We start from the raw sequence: 14,982 nt of genomic DNA, 5'->3' as shown, positions 1-14,982 counted from the left end.
TATGAGGCTGTATAAGGCAGTAGTAAAAGAAAAGCACTCGCCGACCGAGTGCTTGTAAATGAGTTCTTATGGCGGTTAGTTTCCGTACACTACGTTGGGTAAAGTGGTGATGACAGGAACACCAAGGTGTTTTTCTAATGCTCTTTTAGAGCGGATAGAGTTATCGGCTAACTCTAGTATCGTCGCTAATCCAATGCCTAAACCAGCGCCACCAATAAATCCTAAAATGACAAATACAAAACTAGGTAAGTTAGTTGGAATCGTTGGCGTGAACGGTTCATCAATGATTTTTACGCGCTTATTCTCTTCAAACTCTCCCAAAGAACCCGTTAGTTGGGCCATCTCATAGCGTTCGACGAGTTCATCATACATTTCTCTCTTCACTGCGACGTCACGAGCTAAGCGGTTGATTTCTGTTGCTGTGCTCCCAAATTGGTGCGCATTTCGCTCTAATTCTTGGATCATGTCTCGCAAGCTGTTGGTTTCTTCCGTAAGTGCTTCAAAACGTCCGCGCATCATTTGTAATTGATGTAGTTGGGAGACAAGTAGAGGCTGTGCTTCGCCAAGACTGTTTACTGTGGTATTGCTCGCGATATCCCATAGTTGAGCACTGTTTAGTTCTGGTTGTTTAGAGTTCAAGAGTACCGAGCGTTCCTGCTCCAACCGGTTTAATTCTCGCAACTTACCTTGCACTAAACTATGCGCCTCTGTGTATTTAGCGCGAAGCAGGGTAAGTTCACTACGAATGTCGATGATTTGCTCTTCCAGTTTACCGATAACCGGGTTCGTTTTGGATAGTTGTTGATCCAAACTGCCTAGACTTCGTGAAACACCAGCAAGCTCCGCCTCCTTTTCGGCTAGCGTTTGTTTGAGGCTAGCAAGGCGAGTAAGGCTTTGAGCTTGCATTTCGGGTGTCGCGTCTGAGTAAGTATTTTTATACTCTGCAAAAGCTTGTTCAGCCTTGTCTAGTTCTTCCCTGCGTTTGTTGATATGGATAGTCAAAAAATGGCTCGAATCTTTAATCGAAGAACGCTCAGGTGCCAAAAGTTGTTCGACAAAATGCTCTCTGACAGACAGCAGCATCGACTCCATTCCTTCTGATTTACCACTTTGCAATTGAATTTGAATGAAGTCTTTACCGAGTGGCTGAACAGACAGGCGCGACGCGAGATCTTTTATGATGAACTCTTGCTCTTTTGCACTCATCTCGTCATTGATCAACGATTGTTCTTTTGCGACAGAATACAAAACGTGTCGGCTTTTTAGCAGAGTACTGAGTGCGCTCAATCGGTCTTTAAGCATTGTTGAGACGGCAAGGTCTTGAAGGAACGGGTTCATTTTCGCTGTCTCTTGAATAAGCATGCTGGTATGAGCAACATAAGTCGTCGGAACCAGCTTACTTATGATGAAACCCAGCACCGGTAAGACAAGCATTGGTATAACGATCATGTAACGACGTCGCCAAGCGCCATGTAGTAATACACTAAGGTTCTCTCTCAAATCGTTCATAGCGTCCTCACTAATTTCTCAACTTGGTTGGCTCTTGCTTCCCAGCTTTGCTGTTGAACAAATGACTTTGAATCTGTCGGTGGAGGTAAGAGGTGATCGAGACTGGCACGCACGTCTTCGACATCTTGAACCACATGAAGCATATGTTTGTAGGGCATTAATGCAGGAAATGGTGTGCTGATAACAGGGGTTCCTGTTGCCAAGTACTCAAGAAGCTTGAGGGGGTTACACGCTTTGATTTGAGCGTTACTAACAAAGGGCAACCAACTGGCATCCCAGTGTTGGGAGTAACGTGGCAGAGTGTGATGCGCTCTCGGGCCCAGGTAGTATACGTTGCATCTTTGTGGAAGTGGATTATCACTGAACTCGTTAGGGCCGATGAACACGAGATCCCAGTCAGGCGCTTGGTCTGCGACTTGGGCAATTAAGTCGTAATCTAACCATTCAGACAAACTACCATAAAAGCCCAGCACTTTGCGGCCGTTGTCAGGCAAGTCTTTGGCCTTCGGTGCTGGCTCAGAAAACAGACTAACGTTGACACCATGAGGCAAAGTGACGGTTTTATGTGATGGAAACTTGGTGGAGAGTGTTTCGCTTGCCGTAAAGATAACGTTGGCCGCATTAACAAGAGTACGTTCGTGCTTTGTTACCGTGTCGTGGTCAACACCAGCTAAAGCGCTAAAGTCATCGCCACAATAGTAAATCAGTCCACGTGGGTTCATTTCTGCACAAACATCGGCAGCAGTCGGGAGCGACGTCCAAAATACAGGCTTATCAAAACCAAGAGCTTGTAATTGTTTGTTGAGTTGGTGTTTCATCATCTTAGCGGCCACTTTTCTTGCTAATGCAGAATTAGGGGCAGGAATGGTGAGCAAGTTGATGATGTGAATGTTTGGGTTTGTTTCAGAGTCCAATGTTGGCTTGTGTGAGCCTACGTTATGAAATACACGAGTGAGTTTGTTTAACGCACGCTGTATGTCTTTAGAATCCAGCTTAGGTTGACGAAGGCCAATGGAGTTCACCCAAAGGATTCGATGGTTCGCTGCTAGTCGCTTGACAATATGCTGAGTGGAAGAGGGTAACCCACCAAAATCTTCTCCAAATACTACGATGTCCGTCATGTGGCTCTCCTTGAGTCTTGGTTATTTGATTACTAATTAAGTGAGTAATCACAATGCGTGCCAAGGAATTAGCCATTTTAAAACAGTGAGTTATGGGTTTTGTTTATGTTTGAAACTAGGATTTCTCATTTTGACAGTCACTTTGAACAATTCGGCTAACGACAACTGTTAATGCCGCTAGAATGTAAATTGGCCAGGTGAAACCTTGAGTCAGAAAAGTGCCTGATACGATGGTACCGATAAGCCCACTTAACACGGCGTTTGCTCCTACAGAGAGGGTGTAATCTGATTTTGGTGTCAACAATGAGATGGAATGCAAAGAGGTGCGGATCAATGACACAATTAAAGTAATGAACACCGCGAGCCCGACAAAACCCGTTTCTGCTAACACGCCAAACCAAGTGCTATGGACGGCGTGGTTGATACCATCCCAGTGTGGGCTGTAGAAATAGTAATTAAAGTAGAAGTTATCTAGACCTACGCCAGTCAACGGGTGATGCAGCGCCATTTTAAATGCCGCTTCCCACGCATAAAGTCGCCCCATCGCAGAGGCATCTATACCATCCTCAGCGGCTCCCCCCGATTCTCGTCCTGAAATACCAGCGAATGCGTAGAGTACGATCGCTGCGATAGCGCCTAATACCAAGACTAATGTTTTGCTTTTGATGTGTTTAAAAGCAAAGTAGGCAAATACAGACAGTGAACCTAGTAACCCCCCGCGGCTCTGCGTCTCAATGATCGCAAAGAACAAAACCAAACAGGTGATAAGGGCAAAGAGCCTGAGATGCTTGGGGGAATGCTTCTCCATCAATTGACTAACGGTAAAGGCAAGGGGAAACATCAGCACTAGTGCCAAATCGTTAGGATCGCCAAGTACTGAACCTATGGATCGTCCTATCGACACGCGCGTCCCTTCAACCAAATCAATGCCATTCGCAGCGTTTTGTAATGCCACTAAGCCAATCAATAATCCGGCGAAAATAATTGCTTTTGACATCTGTGCGAGCTGTGAAGGTTTAGTAATAAGCCAGGTGATGGCCAACGTCATAATGATGATTTTCCAATAGGTGTTTTTGAACACCGTTATTGCGATATCACGACTGGAAGCGAATATGATTCCGATGATCACCAGACCCCAAAATATACACAGCCACTTTAATGAAGGGTGCCAAAAAGCTGTAATCTGGCGGCTTATAAGAAGGTGAAAAGCGAGTGCGGCGAGTGCCCCCAGTGATAAGAGTAATGGGATCTTGAAGTTATAGATAACAGGAAAGGCTTCGTGAATACGAAAGAATGAAAAAATAACGAACAGTGTGACAAGCCAAAACGTTTGATTGAGAACAAACAGTAACGCGAGTGGTGCGAAACACAACGCAACAATCAAAATGGGATGAGGCATAACAATCCAAAGCAGGCCGATACAGACAGTGATCGTCAGTGCTGCGATGGACTGTTTTGTTCTCACCTTGGTTTCATTCATAACGAGTATCTCTTCACCTGTCCACGCCGTTTCACTATGTATCGAGTGAGAGCATTGAGCGTCTCTTTACTCATGTAGCGAGTGGCTATCCCTGCCAGCAAACTGCATGTCAAAATGCAAATTGCGATGGCGATGCCTATTGATTGTGAAGAGTGAAGCAGGAACAGTGCCACACCGGATATAATCTGTAATAAAACCATCAGACTTAGGTGAAAAGGCAACGTCATACATTGTTGGCCTACTACATAAGTCAGGCCCAGCTTACACAGTTGTGCGTAATAAAGCGCAATGAACACACCATAAATACCCAGAGAAGATAAGCCAAACAGCAAAGCAATCGCAACGCACGCAGAGACGACATTTATACCCAGTAGCCAGCGAGTACGACGCTTGTACAAAATGGAGATGTTAATCAGCTCGCTCCATTCTTTTAACATGGCGATAGGTAGCAAGAATAAGCTGAATAGTACCGCCTCATGATAGGTTTCTGGCAGTAAGTGGGTGATCATCACCATTGCTAATGTGCCAACCACTACACTCAAACCTGTAATGTAAATCATACCTAAGTGTGTGATGCGCACTGCTTCAGTGTTCTTGCGCCCTTCTAAGTAGTTAAATCGACGTGGCATCCACCACATGCCAAACGGCTGCACTAAAATACACATGCCCACTGCAAATTTTACCGCTATCGCGTAAATCCCTAACGTCGCAAGAGAAGTGTTGGCACCAATGAACCAGCGTTCAGCGCCATTGAGACAAAATGCTACTAAACCGGCCATCATCATTGGTAGGCAGTAGTTTAGGTATTGTTTTGCCAATGTCAGCTTAGGAAGAGTGACGTTGTAATGGTTAGCGATGTGCAGCCAAACAAATTGAGTAATAGCAGCCAACAAGCCCCCCCATAAAACAGAAATAACATGGGGATGAACAGACAGCGCCGCGACGATAAAAATGACCTGAAAAATGGTGGTAGTGACCATGACGTTAAGCAGAGTTCTTGCTTTGTCGTCTTGTGTTCTTAACCAGGCAGTGCCGATTGCAATACTGCCTTCTAGAACGATGGCAAACATAACAATAGCAAATTCGACTCGCGTAAAAGGCGCGGGAATGGGGGCGATTAAAATGATAGTGAGCAAGCTAAGAGCGACGACGCCAGCGATGAGTAAAGCAAGTGAGTACAGCTGGTTTAGTAGGCTTGTGCGCGTATTTTTATCCTTTTCAACGCCGACGAATCGATAAAGCGCTTCATGCAAAGCGAAACTGACGAATAAGGTCGTAACAACACCAAAGGTTGTTAGAAGCTCAAGCTTGCCCATTTGTTCTGGTGAGAGAAAGTGGGGCAATACAGGCAGCATGATTAGGCTGATGCTTTTATTGATCACTAAGGCGATAGCAAATAGCGTCATGTTGGTCATTGCTTTAGACATGATCATATCCTTTGATGTCTTGCGGTGTCTTGAGTGTGCAATCATTGTTGGTAGCAATTTCGCTAGCGAGGTACTGGGCGATTGGTAAATAACAACGTTCGGCTGTGTATAGTTGAGAAACATTGAGTGCTTCGATACCCATCGTTACTTTCATCCACGGCGATTCATTCAAAAGGCGAATTGCGTTGTGTAACGAAGCCACATTGTTAGGCGTGTATTTAATACAATTTCGGCCGTGAGTTAACACGCGGTCCCAATAACTATCATCATGTGGAATGACGACACACATACCTGCAGCGAGAGCTTCCAAAATAGATAACCCAAAAGGTTCGTTGAGACTGGTGGAAACAAACACACCACACTGTGAACGCAATTCATCTAAGTTGTTTGGGCACTCATGCCATTCAACACCTTGTGTGTTGAAGTCCGGTGTTGAATATTCCACACCTGCCACATTAGGTTTGATGTAACACACGGTGGATTTGATCTTTTTCGACTCATCAAGTGTTAAAGCATCAAGCAAAAGATCGATGTTCTTCCATTTTAGTAAGCTAGCTGCCCAGAAAACGCGGCTTGAAATCGGATTCGCTTGTTTTGGCCAGCGATCTTTCGATAATCCATTAACAAACGTAGATGTATTCAAACCACACCAATAACGTTCGGTGGCTGGCTTCTCTGTTTTGAGGTAGGCCTGTAATGCTTCTACCATTGATTCGCGGGTGTTTGCCAAGTAGTAAATTGCCGATGCTTTTACTAAGCAGTAGCCAGCAGATCTCGATCGTCCAATAGGACCATGAACCATCTGTACCACAGGCTTTTTGCTAATTAATCGTAGTAAGTACAAAGGCATATCATTACTTGGGCAAGATAGGCCCAAAAAGCTATCTATTTTTGGCAGCTTCATGCACGCGTAGAGAAGTTGGAGAAAGTAGTAAGCGTTCATCAACCAGTAGGTCAGGCCATGAGTCGAGTTAAATGGTGATGGTTTTATTTTTATAACTTGCACACGCGGTGTATCACTAAGCAGTGACGCCCAATGCTCTGGATTTGTAGTGAGTAGATAACCAATCACGTTCAGCTTATCGCACTGCTTAAGGAGCTCTGCATTCGCGATTTTGGATCCACCTTGCATTGGGATGGCGTCGAACATCAATACACGTTTCATGACCGGGCTCCTCAATTGATGCTCAACCAGCGTGAAAGAGGCTTCATGCAGTGAGTCATTGGCATTGGTGTAATGGCGTTATTATTAAGTTCACCTTCGTAAATACGTTCAATAGCGTTGATAGATGCAGTCGTCGTTAAGTGCTGGCTAGCATGTAGGTAAGCGTTTTCCGCCAGCTTGTTTCTTAATGCCGCGTCTTGCATGACTTGTTGAATCGCGTTTAACAGGCTCGCCATTCCACTGTTCTGGTACAGCAATGCAGAGTGATTATGCTCGAACAACTCAGGAATGCCTCCCGTTTTAGGAGCCACGATGGGCAGTTGAGCTAAAGCCGCTTCCCCGAGCACGAGACCAAAGGCCTCTTCATAGGCGCCGCTAATAAAAGCGTCTGCATTACCACACATCCACGCTCCAGCATTGTGTTGCTCTCCGACAAAGTGCACTCGTTCTTGGATACCAAGATCTGCGGCAAGCTGTTGCAATGCTTCTCTTTCTTCGCCGTCACCAACAATAACAAGGTGAGGGTTGTGGTGGTGGTAGTTGTGCATGCGCATTGCCCGAATAAGGCGGTCAAACCCTTTGCGCTTAATCAGCGAACCCACCGACAGAAAGGTAAAGGCCTGTGATGGGATTCCGAGGCGATCTTTAATGTCTATGGGTGTATCCACGCCTTGAAGTGAAACGCCGTTGTGTACGACATGAAGTTGGTTTTGTGGGTAGCCGTCCTGAAGAATTTCGCGTCCAACATCTTTGCTAACGCAAATCAATTTTGGAGAGAGGTGAAGTCCGAGAGAGAAGCGATCGCGCAATGTATAATGGCAATGAAGTTGCGTGACAAGTGGTATATGATTCATGCGAGCAGCCAAACACATCCATTGACAAGGGCCGCCGCTATTGACGTGTACCAAGTCGATGCTGTGCTTTTCGATCAAATCTGAGCCTTGTTTGATAAGGCTATTCCACCCGCTAATATCCCAGCGTGGAGCGCTCCAACCACCAACCAAATTGAAGGCTGAATGTTCCGCTTCAATTCCGAGCGATTGGCACTTATCGATTAATGGTTGGCAGTTTGACCATACGAAAGGCTCAAACTTATTGCGGTCGATTCCTGAAATGAGATCCAGAAGCACCACTTCACTGCCGCGAATCCAATTATCACCATAATGAACATATAGAATGCGTTTTGGCATAGTCATAAGTCACCTCTGTCTCATCATTAATCTGCGTTAACTGCTGAGCTGCAATAGAGATGCCAAAATATGCCATTAGTTTATGTGATTGAATCTTATATGATATTTATATTTAGACCTCATCATTCTCATATTGAGAACCAATATGGATTAGTGATCCGTTTCAATTTGATATTTTTGTAGCAATACGGGAATCACACTTTGCGCTGAAAAATCATCAATGATGGTTTGTCGAGCATTCTGGCGAATGAGTGATTGTTGCGCTTCACCAATCGACATCCAGTCATGAAGACATTTAGCAAGAGAGGGAATGTCTTCGACGATAAAACCATTTTTACCCGTTTGGATAATATCTGGAAGACGACCTACACGTAAGCTCATCACGGCAATGCCTCTCGACATGGCTTCAAGCGCCGCCATTGGAAGACCCTCATAACGAGAAGAGATAATAAGTACGCTGATATTTTCCCAAACACCTTCCATATCGGTTTGATGGCCGAAGAAAGTCACATTTTGAGGGGCAGTTTGATTAAGCGACTCTTTTTCTGGGCCATCACCGTACACACTAAACTGTAATGTTGGACAGAGCCTCGCTACCTCAATAAATTGATCGGCGCCTTTTTCCTGGCTCAATCGGCCGACAAAAGCGATCTCCTGATAGTTGAGTTGACTGTTGGGAATCGAAACAAAGTTATTCAGCAGTTCTGAAGAACAAAAAACTTTGCGCTGAATACTTGGACTGACAGCAAAGCAATAGTCAGATAGGCTGCCTGAGCTTCTATCAAGCCAATCGTATAGCCATAGCTTCCCTGAGGACGATTCACCAGCATGATAAGTTGAAATCAAACGAGGAAACGTACGGGTGAGCAGTTTGGCGCAGCGCGACAAAATCGACGCTTTATAACCATGGGAGTGAACCACTGAGGGTTGGTGATTGGCGACGGCGCTTGTTAGGTGTTTAATTTTTAAAGCTTTATTGGGCTCGCCAGACAAATAGTTTAAGTAACTCACAGGGATCGCGGCTTCTTTTGCCTTCTGTACAATCTGAGCGGCTGGCGAATACTCAGTGGTTAGCACAACTCGAGCTTTGTTTCCAAAGGCGATTAATCCCCGAGCTAGCTCGATAACGTGACTTTCAATGCCGCCGAATAGACGGCTATCAAGCAAGATCCAAATTTCACCAATGGCAGGTTTATCAAGATTGTTCGAGATTAATTTCATCCGCTTCCCACGCTTGTTTTTTTCGGTAAACCGTAGATGGGCTTAACTCCAGCATGACAGCGGCGTTGAGGACGTTGCCATCACAGTACGCGATTGCGTTTTGAATTGCTTCACGCTCTACTTGCCACATAGGACGAATGGTTCCATCAGAGTTAAAGTACGGTGAGGTAGCAGCAGAGGACGGTGTACCAGGCAGCTCCGCTGCGGTAATCGACGGTTCGACCGCAGAAGGTGAAGGTTCCTCAGTATAACCAGGTGGTGGTGTGATTGGTGCAATGTTTGCTGACTCTTGAGCAACATGCGCAGGCGTCGTTGTTTTCGTCACTTTAGACTTTTTAGTGAGTTGAGCGGGTAGGTGGCTCACCGTGACTTTTTCGTCGTTATTAAGCACCACAATGTTACGTATGATGTTTTGTAGTTGCCTTACATTACCCGGCCATTCGTAATGCTTGATGATATGTTGAGCTTCACTGTCGATTGTTGAGAATTTCTTTTTGTCCTGTTTGGCGTAAGTGGTCAAGAAGTGCTTGGTAAGCGTGACGATGTCACTTCCTCGTTCACGTAATGGGGGCATATCAATAGGTATAACGTGCACACGGTAGTATAAGTCTTCACGAAAACGACCTTCTTCTACTTCTGTTAATGGATCTCGGTTAGTGGCACAAATGATTCTCACATCCACTTTCATTTCTCGAGTGCCACCAAGAGGGGTGTAAGTGCCCGTTTGTAGAAAGCGGAGCAACTTCTTTTGCATCTCAAGTTCCATTTCACACAGCTCATCAAGAAAAAGCGTACCACCATGTGCCAGCGTCGCCGCACCTTTTCGATCTGTTGTCGCTCCAGTAAAGGCTCCTTTAACGTGACCAAAAATCTCACTTTCCATCAAATCTCGTGGAATAGCCCCACAGTTAATTGCAATAAAAGGCTTGTCTTTACGGTCGCTCTGGCGGTGGACGGCTTCAGCACAAACTTCTTTACCTGTGCCGCTTTCTCCCACAATAAACACACTGGCAGAAGTTGGCGCAACAGCATCAATGGTCTTGTATACCGCCTGCATCGGGAGACTTGAACCGATGAATCCGTGATAGTTGTGGCGATCAAACTTGGACTGAATATTTTCCACCAAATCTTCCAATTTGGCGCGTTTAAGGTGCAATGCAACTGACGTTTTTAGGCGATCAGCGTTTATGGGCTTTTCTAAGAAATCTTCCGCACCTTTTTGAATTAGATTAACGGCTAAGTCGACGCTGCCGTGCGCCGTAGCAATAATAACGGACGTAGGAATGTCATTCTGGTTGATCCAATCCAGCACGTCTTCGCCAGACATGTCGGGCAGTTTCAAATCGAGAATGATGAGCTGAGGTTTGCTTCTTTCAATAAATTGAATCGCTTCGCGACCTGTCTCGACATGAAAAATGTCATAAGGTTCGTCTTTAACATACTGCTTATAAAGTATGGCTAGTGAAGTAGAGTCCTCTACCAGTAACACCCTTGGTCTCATAGTCCCATCCCAACGTAGTTTGTTTCATTTTTTATGATTTTTGTCAGCACTACTATTTGGCGTTATGAGTGGTTTATTGCTCTCTAGTGCTGAAAATTCTCAATTTGAGAAAAGCGTTATTTAAGTATTAGCACAAGGTAGGAAATTTGCGAAAAATCCATACTTTTTAATTGATTAAGTTATGCCCAAATAATTTCAAGGTGTGTGGCTTGGCGAGGGTGACTGAATTTGGAGTCTAAATTTCTGAGATGATGTCGGCATCGCGCTTTATCAAACGCGATGCTTCGCTAGGGAGTAAGACACTGATACTACTCAAACCCTTGAGCTTTTCGCTTTTCTAACGCATCAAACGATTCATTGGCGAGTTGAGGAAGTGTTTCACAAAGCTCCAATGCTTTTGGTATTTTTCCTTCGACACAGTACTTCTCAATCATTCTTGCTTGTCTTGAAAGCGTTCGATTGCCTAGAGCGAGAGCAGAACTGCCCAGTGTGTGAACCTCGAACTCTAATGTTTGAAGATCTTTTGTGCTTAATGCTTGCTCTATTTTCTCCATGCGATCACGTGACTCTTCGACATAGTGATCAATCAAGGTAGGGATGATTTCGGCGCACGTATCTTTGATCATTTGCTGAAGAATATGCTCATCCACTAATTCTTGCTCGATAGTCAATGTGTTATTTATCGTCATAATAGCGCTCCCTATAACATAAACAGTTCGCTTTTTTTAATTTGCTGAGACAGTTTTTCTTTCCACTTTTTTGGTAAGAAACGCAGCTTGGAAACTTGGCGGATTAACTCATCTTTCAGGCTTGGAGTGTGCTTCATGTTCAGTACAGAACCAATCAAGTTCGCATCGCTAGCATCGAGTAGCTTTTTGGCTTGCTCGAGCTGGGTTGCAGTCGTAGAGCCATAATGCGCTACTAACAAAGTAGCATCACATACGCCAGCAATCACTTGAGGCGCAATATTGCTTCGGTTGACACTAAGAAGTGGTGATGTATCTATCACGACGCGCTCGTACTGCGTTAACCATTGTGCAATGTTTTGTTTCAGCGTTGTTGGGTCTCGGTACGCTAACTGAGTACTGGCGAGAGATGGAGCTGGGAGGCCGACTAAAGTTTGATGTGTATTCTCTCGTGTGATCAAATGGCCAACCTTCTCGTCATCATCAAATTCGTGAACAGTGTGATAAGCGGGTTTGAATAAGTTGAGGTCTACATACAAAGTATTGTGGCCTGCTAAAACCAAGCGCTCTGCAAGAGATGAAGCCACGGAAGTGACACCATCTTCAGATTTACAACCCACAACACAAATCGTTTTGTGGCCTTTCTGTTCACTCTGAAGATAAATTTGTTCAATCTCAGCGTGAGTTGCAGGAATAGTCATTACAACGCTCCTATTAACACGATGGTTGTGGTGATTTGTAAAATATCTCTTAATCCGGCCCTCGCTTTTTCAATAAAGCTTTCGTCTTTATGGGGAATGTAAATCGTGTCGCCTGCGCGAATGACTGGCAGCTCATAAATGTTGGCTGTTTTACTAAAGTTCACCAAATCAAATGTTCGGGCTTGGCCCTGGCAGCAAGACATATTGACCACACTGATCTTTTCAAGGTAGGCATTGTCAGTTGGTCCTCCTGCTTCCGCTAACAGATCAAGCACAGTCATGTTGTCATTGAATACGTATCGCCCTGGGTCTCTTACTTCACCTAATACGCGTACCGTGGACTCTTTTGAACGATCTAACCAGTTTTTGTTTTTTTCTGGAATGTAAATGGTATCACCAGGACGAACGTGGGGCAGAATTGATTCATCACCTGTTTCAAAGTACATCGATAAATTCAATTTACTCACTTTGGCATAACCTAGGCCTCGGTGTGTGACACGGATGTTGTGAATATCTGCATCCATTGTCGGTCCATCGGCGGCAGACAAAATATCCAGAAAATGCATATCTTCAGTGAAACGATAGCGCCCAGGTGCATTGATTTGCCCGAAAACGTATATCGATGCGTCAGAGCTTTGGCTTACCCATTGCGATTTATTATCGGATGGGTCGTCAGGCAATGCATGTACCCTTACGACTGTACCTGCGGAAACTTGAGGTAGACTTGATGTTGGTGAGCCATCCAGAATGTATTGGTCTAAGTCAAATTGTGTCATTTGACCGTTATTGGCGACTTCAATTTTGGTGGTATCAGCTCGTCGAGTTGGGCCTCCAACGTGTGCAAGCAGATCAATCAAATCCATTTCGTCTGACCACTCGATGCGTCCAGGGCGAACAACTTCTCCCATCACTGCGACCGCTCGACTAGGTGCTACTTTTAACCAAGACTTCTCATTGAAATCGGTTTTCTCCGGCACGAAAATCGCGTCTCCCGGTCCAACATTTGGTGGTCTGGCTGAAGATAGTCCTTCTGTATGCGCGGTAAGATCGAATTTGATGACTTTGCCATCGGCTTTTATAACGCGAATTTGGCGAGATTCTGCGTAGCGAGTGGGCCCGCCAGCGTTGGCGAGGATATCCATGAAGCTAGCGCCTTGCTTGCCTTCGTATGCCCCAGGATGGGCGACTTCACCCATCACGTAAACCACATTTGCACCTGCTTTGATTTCTTCTTCCTGTTTTGGGACAAAGATGGTGGCACCTGGCAGGATCTCTGGCAGTAGGCTTTGGTCTCCAGTATCAAGGTACTTTTTCAGGTTAAACATGGTTGGGTTATTGTTTGTTATCACTCGAATTTGCTCAACACTGGCATATCGTGTCACGCCGCCAGCTCGCATTACGACATCAACTAGCGTGGTGTTTGGCTTGTATGAGAACGAGCCAGGTGCGTTGACTTCACCAAAGACTTTGATTGCACGAGCGGAATCTGCGCTGTCACCTGAATTCGCGAGTTTTGCTGCATCAAACTCTTGCTCAATATTCCCAACGAGTGGGGAAGCGGGGACAAATAAGACATCCAGTGATTCTAGTTTTGGCAGCTGGCTATTGTCACCCGTATCAAGGAAGCGTTTGTAGTCAAATTCAATGTTTTTATTTCCACGTTTCACGATCATTTTATCAAGCTGAGCCCCTGCGCGCAGGCCGCCAGCCTCGTACACAAACATTTGAATGTTGGACCCAGAAGGTAAGGTATATTCACCGGGTTTGACCACGTAGCCTTGAACGGACACTAACAACTGTTGCTGTTTAATAAAAACTCGAGCGTTGTTAACGTCACGATACACGGTCTTTAGCCTGTCGATAATCACGTCTTGGAGTTGTTGTTCATTGTAGCCGGCCACTAATACAGGGCCGACTTCTGGTAAATTAATTCGTCCACGACGATCAACCTGAAACCCTTGGTTTAACGACGCCTCTCCGGGTAAGTTAATCTGTATTAAATCACCGACCTTAACAGTATTGCTCTCATCCGCTATGGAAGATGGTACCCACGCGACCAGACACAACAACATTAAGAGGATAAATGGTTTCATCGTGTTCATAGCGCGCCTCCTGCCGTTGGGTTGCGGTTTATTGAGGTATCGCTATCTGAATTAGGGCTAATAACCTCGATGCTTACTCGACGATTAGTTAAACGCACGGCAGATGTTTCACCTTCATAGAGTGGCAGGTTATCTCCGACAGATTTGGTAGTGACTCTCTCTGAAGTGATACCAAATACGGTTAGGTAACGCTTTACTTGTTCCGCACGCGCTTGAGCAAGTTTCTGGTTGTAATCGGGTGTTCCAGTTGCATCCGCATGCCCCGTTACTACAAGAGATAGGTTAGGGTGGTCACGTAAAATGTAGGCTGCTTCTGCCAAATGTCCCATGTACTTCGGGTTGATTTCTGCTGAATCGACAGCAAACTGGTTGTCGATATTAAGTAGTGCATAGATATCCGAGACTATGTTTAGGTCGCTACGTAGTGCTTCAATATCATCGGGCGGTGTGCAAGTGGTTTGGCTCAGTACGTAGTCGAGTTGTTGTTCGAGCTGGTTTAAGCGTCGACGCTGAATCACAAGGTCGTTGGCAGCGTCGAGTAAAAGCCCACCTTCTAACTCGCGCGCAATTCTATTTTGTTTTTCAAGGGCCTGAACAACTGCCGCAGGAAAACACCAGCGCGCGCCCTCTTGGATTAGTGCGTCTAGATGTAACTTGGTCAATTGCCAATCAAACCTTAACCCATGTTCTGGACCTAAAGGCTCGTCAGGCATTACTGGGGAAAACTGATAATTCTCGATCGAGATATCTTGATAGCTTTCCGCCAAGCCACCTTTCCCGTGTTCTGGGTAGTCAAACGACGAACAACCAAACATGCCGACAACAAGACCGCTTACTGCATATCGTCGTAAAAGATTTACCATGCCAACCTCCGTTTAA

General features: G+C 45.3%; 12 protein-coding genes. All 12 read right to left on the bottom strand.

Features of this window, described 5'->3' with window-relative positions; all coding sequences use genetic code 11:
* Positions 1–75 precede the first annotated feature (75 nt).
* Entirely contained in the window at positions 76–1,509 is a 1,434-nt protein-coding gene (locus tag R7127_RS12845) for a GumC family protein (RefSeq protein ID WP_054579477.1), read from the bottom strand.
* On the bottom strand, positions 1,506–2,630 hold the full coding sequence (locus R7127_RS12840) for a glycosyltransferase (protein WP_064376586.1): 1,125 nt from the start codon (positions 2,628–2,630) through the stop codon (positions 1,506–1,508). Before R7127_RS12840 ends, R7127_RS12845 begins: the two co-directional genes overlap by 4 nt.
* 115 nt (positions 2,631–2,745) lie before the next feature.
* Positions 2,746–4,110 (bottom strand): O-antigen ligase family protein, encoded by a 1,365-nt coding sequence (locus R7127_RS12835; RefSeq protein WP_005377645.1) that lies wholly within the window; start codon positions 4,108–4,110, stop codon positions 2,746–2,748.
* On the bottom strand, positions 4,107–5,537 hold the full coding sequence (locus R7127_RS12830; protein WP_064376588.1) for a lipopolysaccharide biosynthesis protein: 1,431 nt from the start codon (positions 5,535–5,537) through the stop codon (positions 4,107–4,109). The genes R7127_RS12835 and R7127_RS12830 overlap by 4 nt, the downstream gene beginning before the upstream one ends.
* Entirely contained in the window at positions 5,530–6,702 is a 1,173-nt protein-coding gene (locus tag R7127_RS12825) for a glycosyltransferase (RefSeq protein WP_064376589.1), read from the bottom strand. The genes R7127_RS12830 and R7127_RS12825 overlap by 8 nt, the downstream gene beginning before the upstream one ends.
* An 11-nt stretch (positions 6,703–6,713) precedes the next feature.
* On the bottom strand, positions 6,714–7,898 hold the full coding sequence (locus R7127_RS12820) for a glycosyltransferase (RefSeq protein ID WP_064376590.1): 1,185 nt from the start codon (positions 7,896–7,898) through the stop codon (positions 6,714–6,716).
* 144 nt (positions 7,899–8,042) lie between these two features.
* Complete coding sequence (locus R7127_RS12815) at positions 8,043–9,113, bottom strand: glycosyltransferase family 4 protein (protein WP_064376591.1); 1,071 nt, start codon at positions 9,111–9,113, stop codon at positions 8,043–8,045.
* A complete protein-coding gene (locus tag R7127_RS12810) occupies positions 9,088–10,614 on the bottom strand; it encodes a sigma-54-dependent transcriptional regulator (protein ID WP_262585085.1) in 1,527 nt (508 codons plus the stop codon). The genes R7127_RS12815 and R7127_RS12810 overlap by 26 nt, the downstream gene beginning before the upstream one ends.
* 308 nt (positions 10,615–10,922) lie before the next feature.
* Entirely contained in the window at positions 10,923–11,303 is a 381-nt protein-coding gene (locus tag R7127_RS12805; protein WP_005377636.1) for an Hpt domain-containing protein, read from the bottom strand.
* An 11-nt stretch (positions 11,304–11,314) separates the two neighbouring features.
* Positions 11,315–12,001 (bottom strand): AAA family ATPase, encoded by a 687-nt coding sequence (locus R7127_RS12800; protein ID WP_005377635.1) that lies wholly within the window; start codon positions 11,999–12,001, stop codon positions 11,315–11,317.
* On the bottom strand, positions 12,001–14,103 hold the full coding sequence (locus tag R7127_RS12795; protein WP_318148406.1) for an SLBB domain-containing protein: 2,103 nt from the start codon (positions 14,101–14,103) through the stop codon (positions 12,001–12,003). The genes R7127_RS12800 and R7127_RS12795 overlap by 1 nt, the downstream gene beginning before the upstream one ends.
* Positions 14,100–14,966: an OmpA family protein gene (locus R7127_RS12790; RefSeq protein ID WP_017634930.1), complete on the bottom strand. Its 867-nt coding sequence runs from the start codon at positions 14,964–14,966 to the stop codon at positions 14,100–14,102. Before R7127_RS12790 ends, R7127_RS12795 begins: the two co-directional genes overlap by 4 nt.
* Positions 14,967–14,982: the final 16 nt, after the last annotated feature.

Source organism: Vibrio sp. 1159 (assembly GCF_033340395.1).
GTDB lineage: Bacteria > Pseudomonadota > Gammaproteobacteria > Enterobacterales > Vibrionaceae > Vibrio > Vibrio alginolyticus.
Note: the sequence above shows the minus strand (reverse complement) of the source record. Positions and strands in the feature narration are given on the sequence as shown.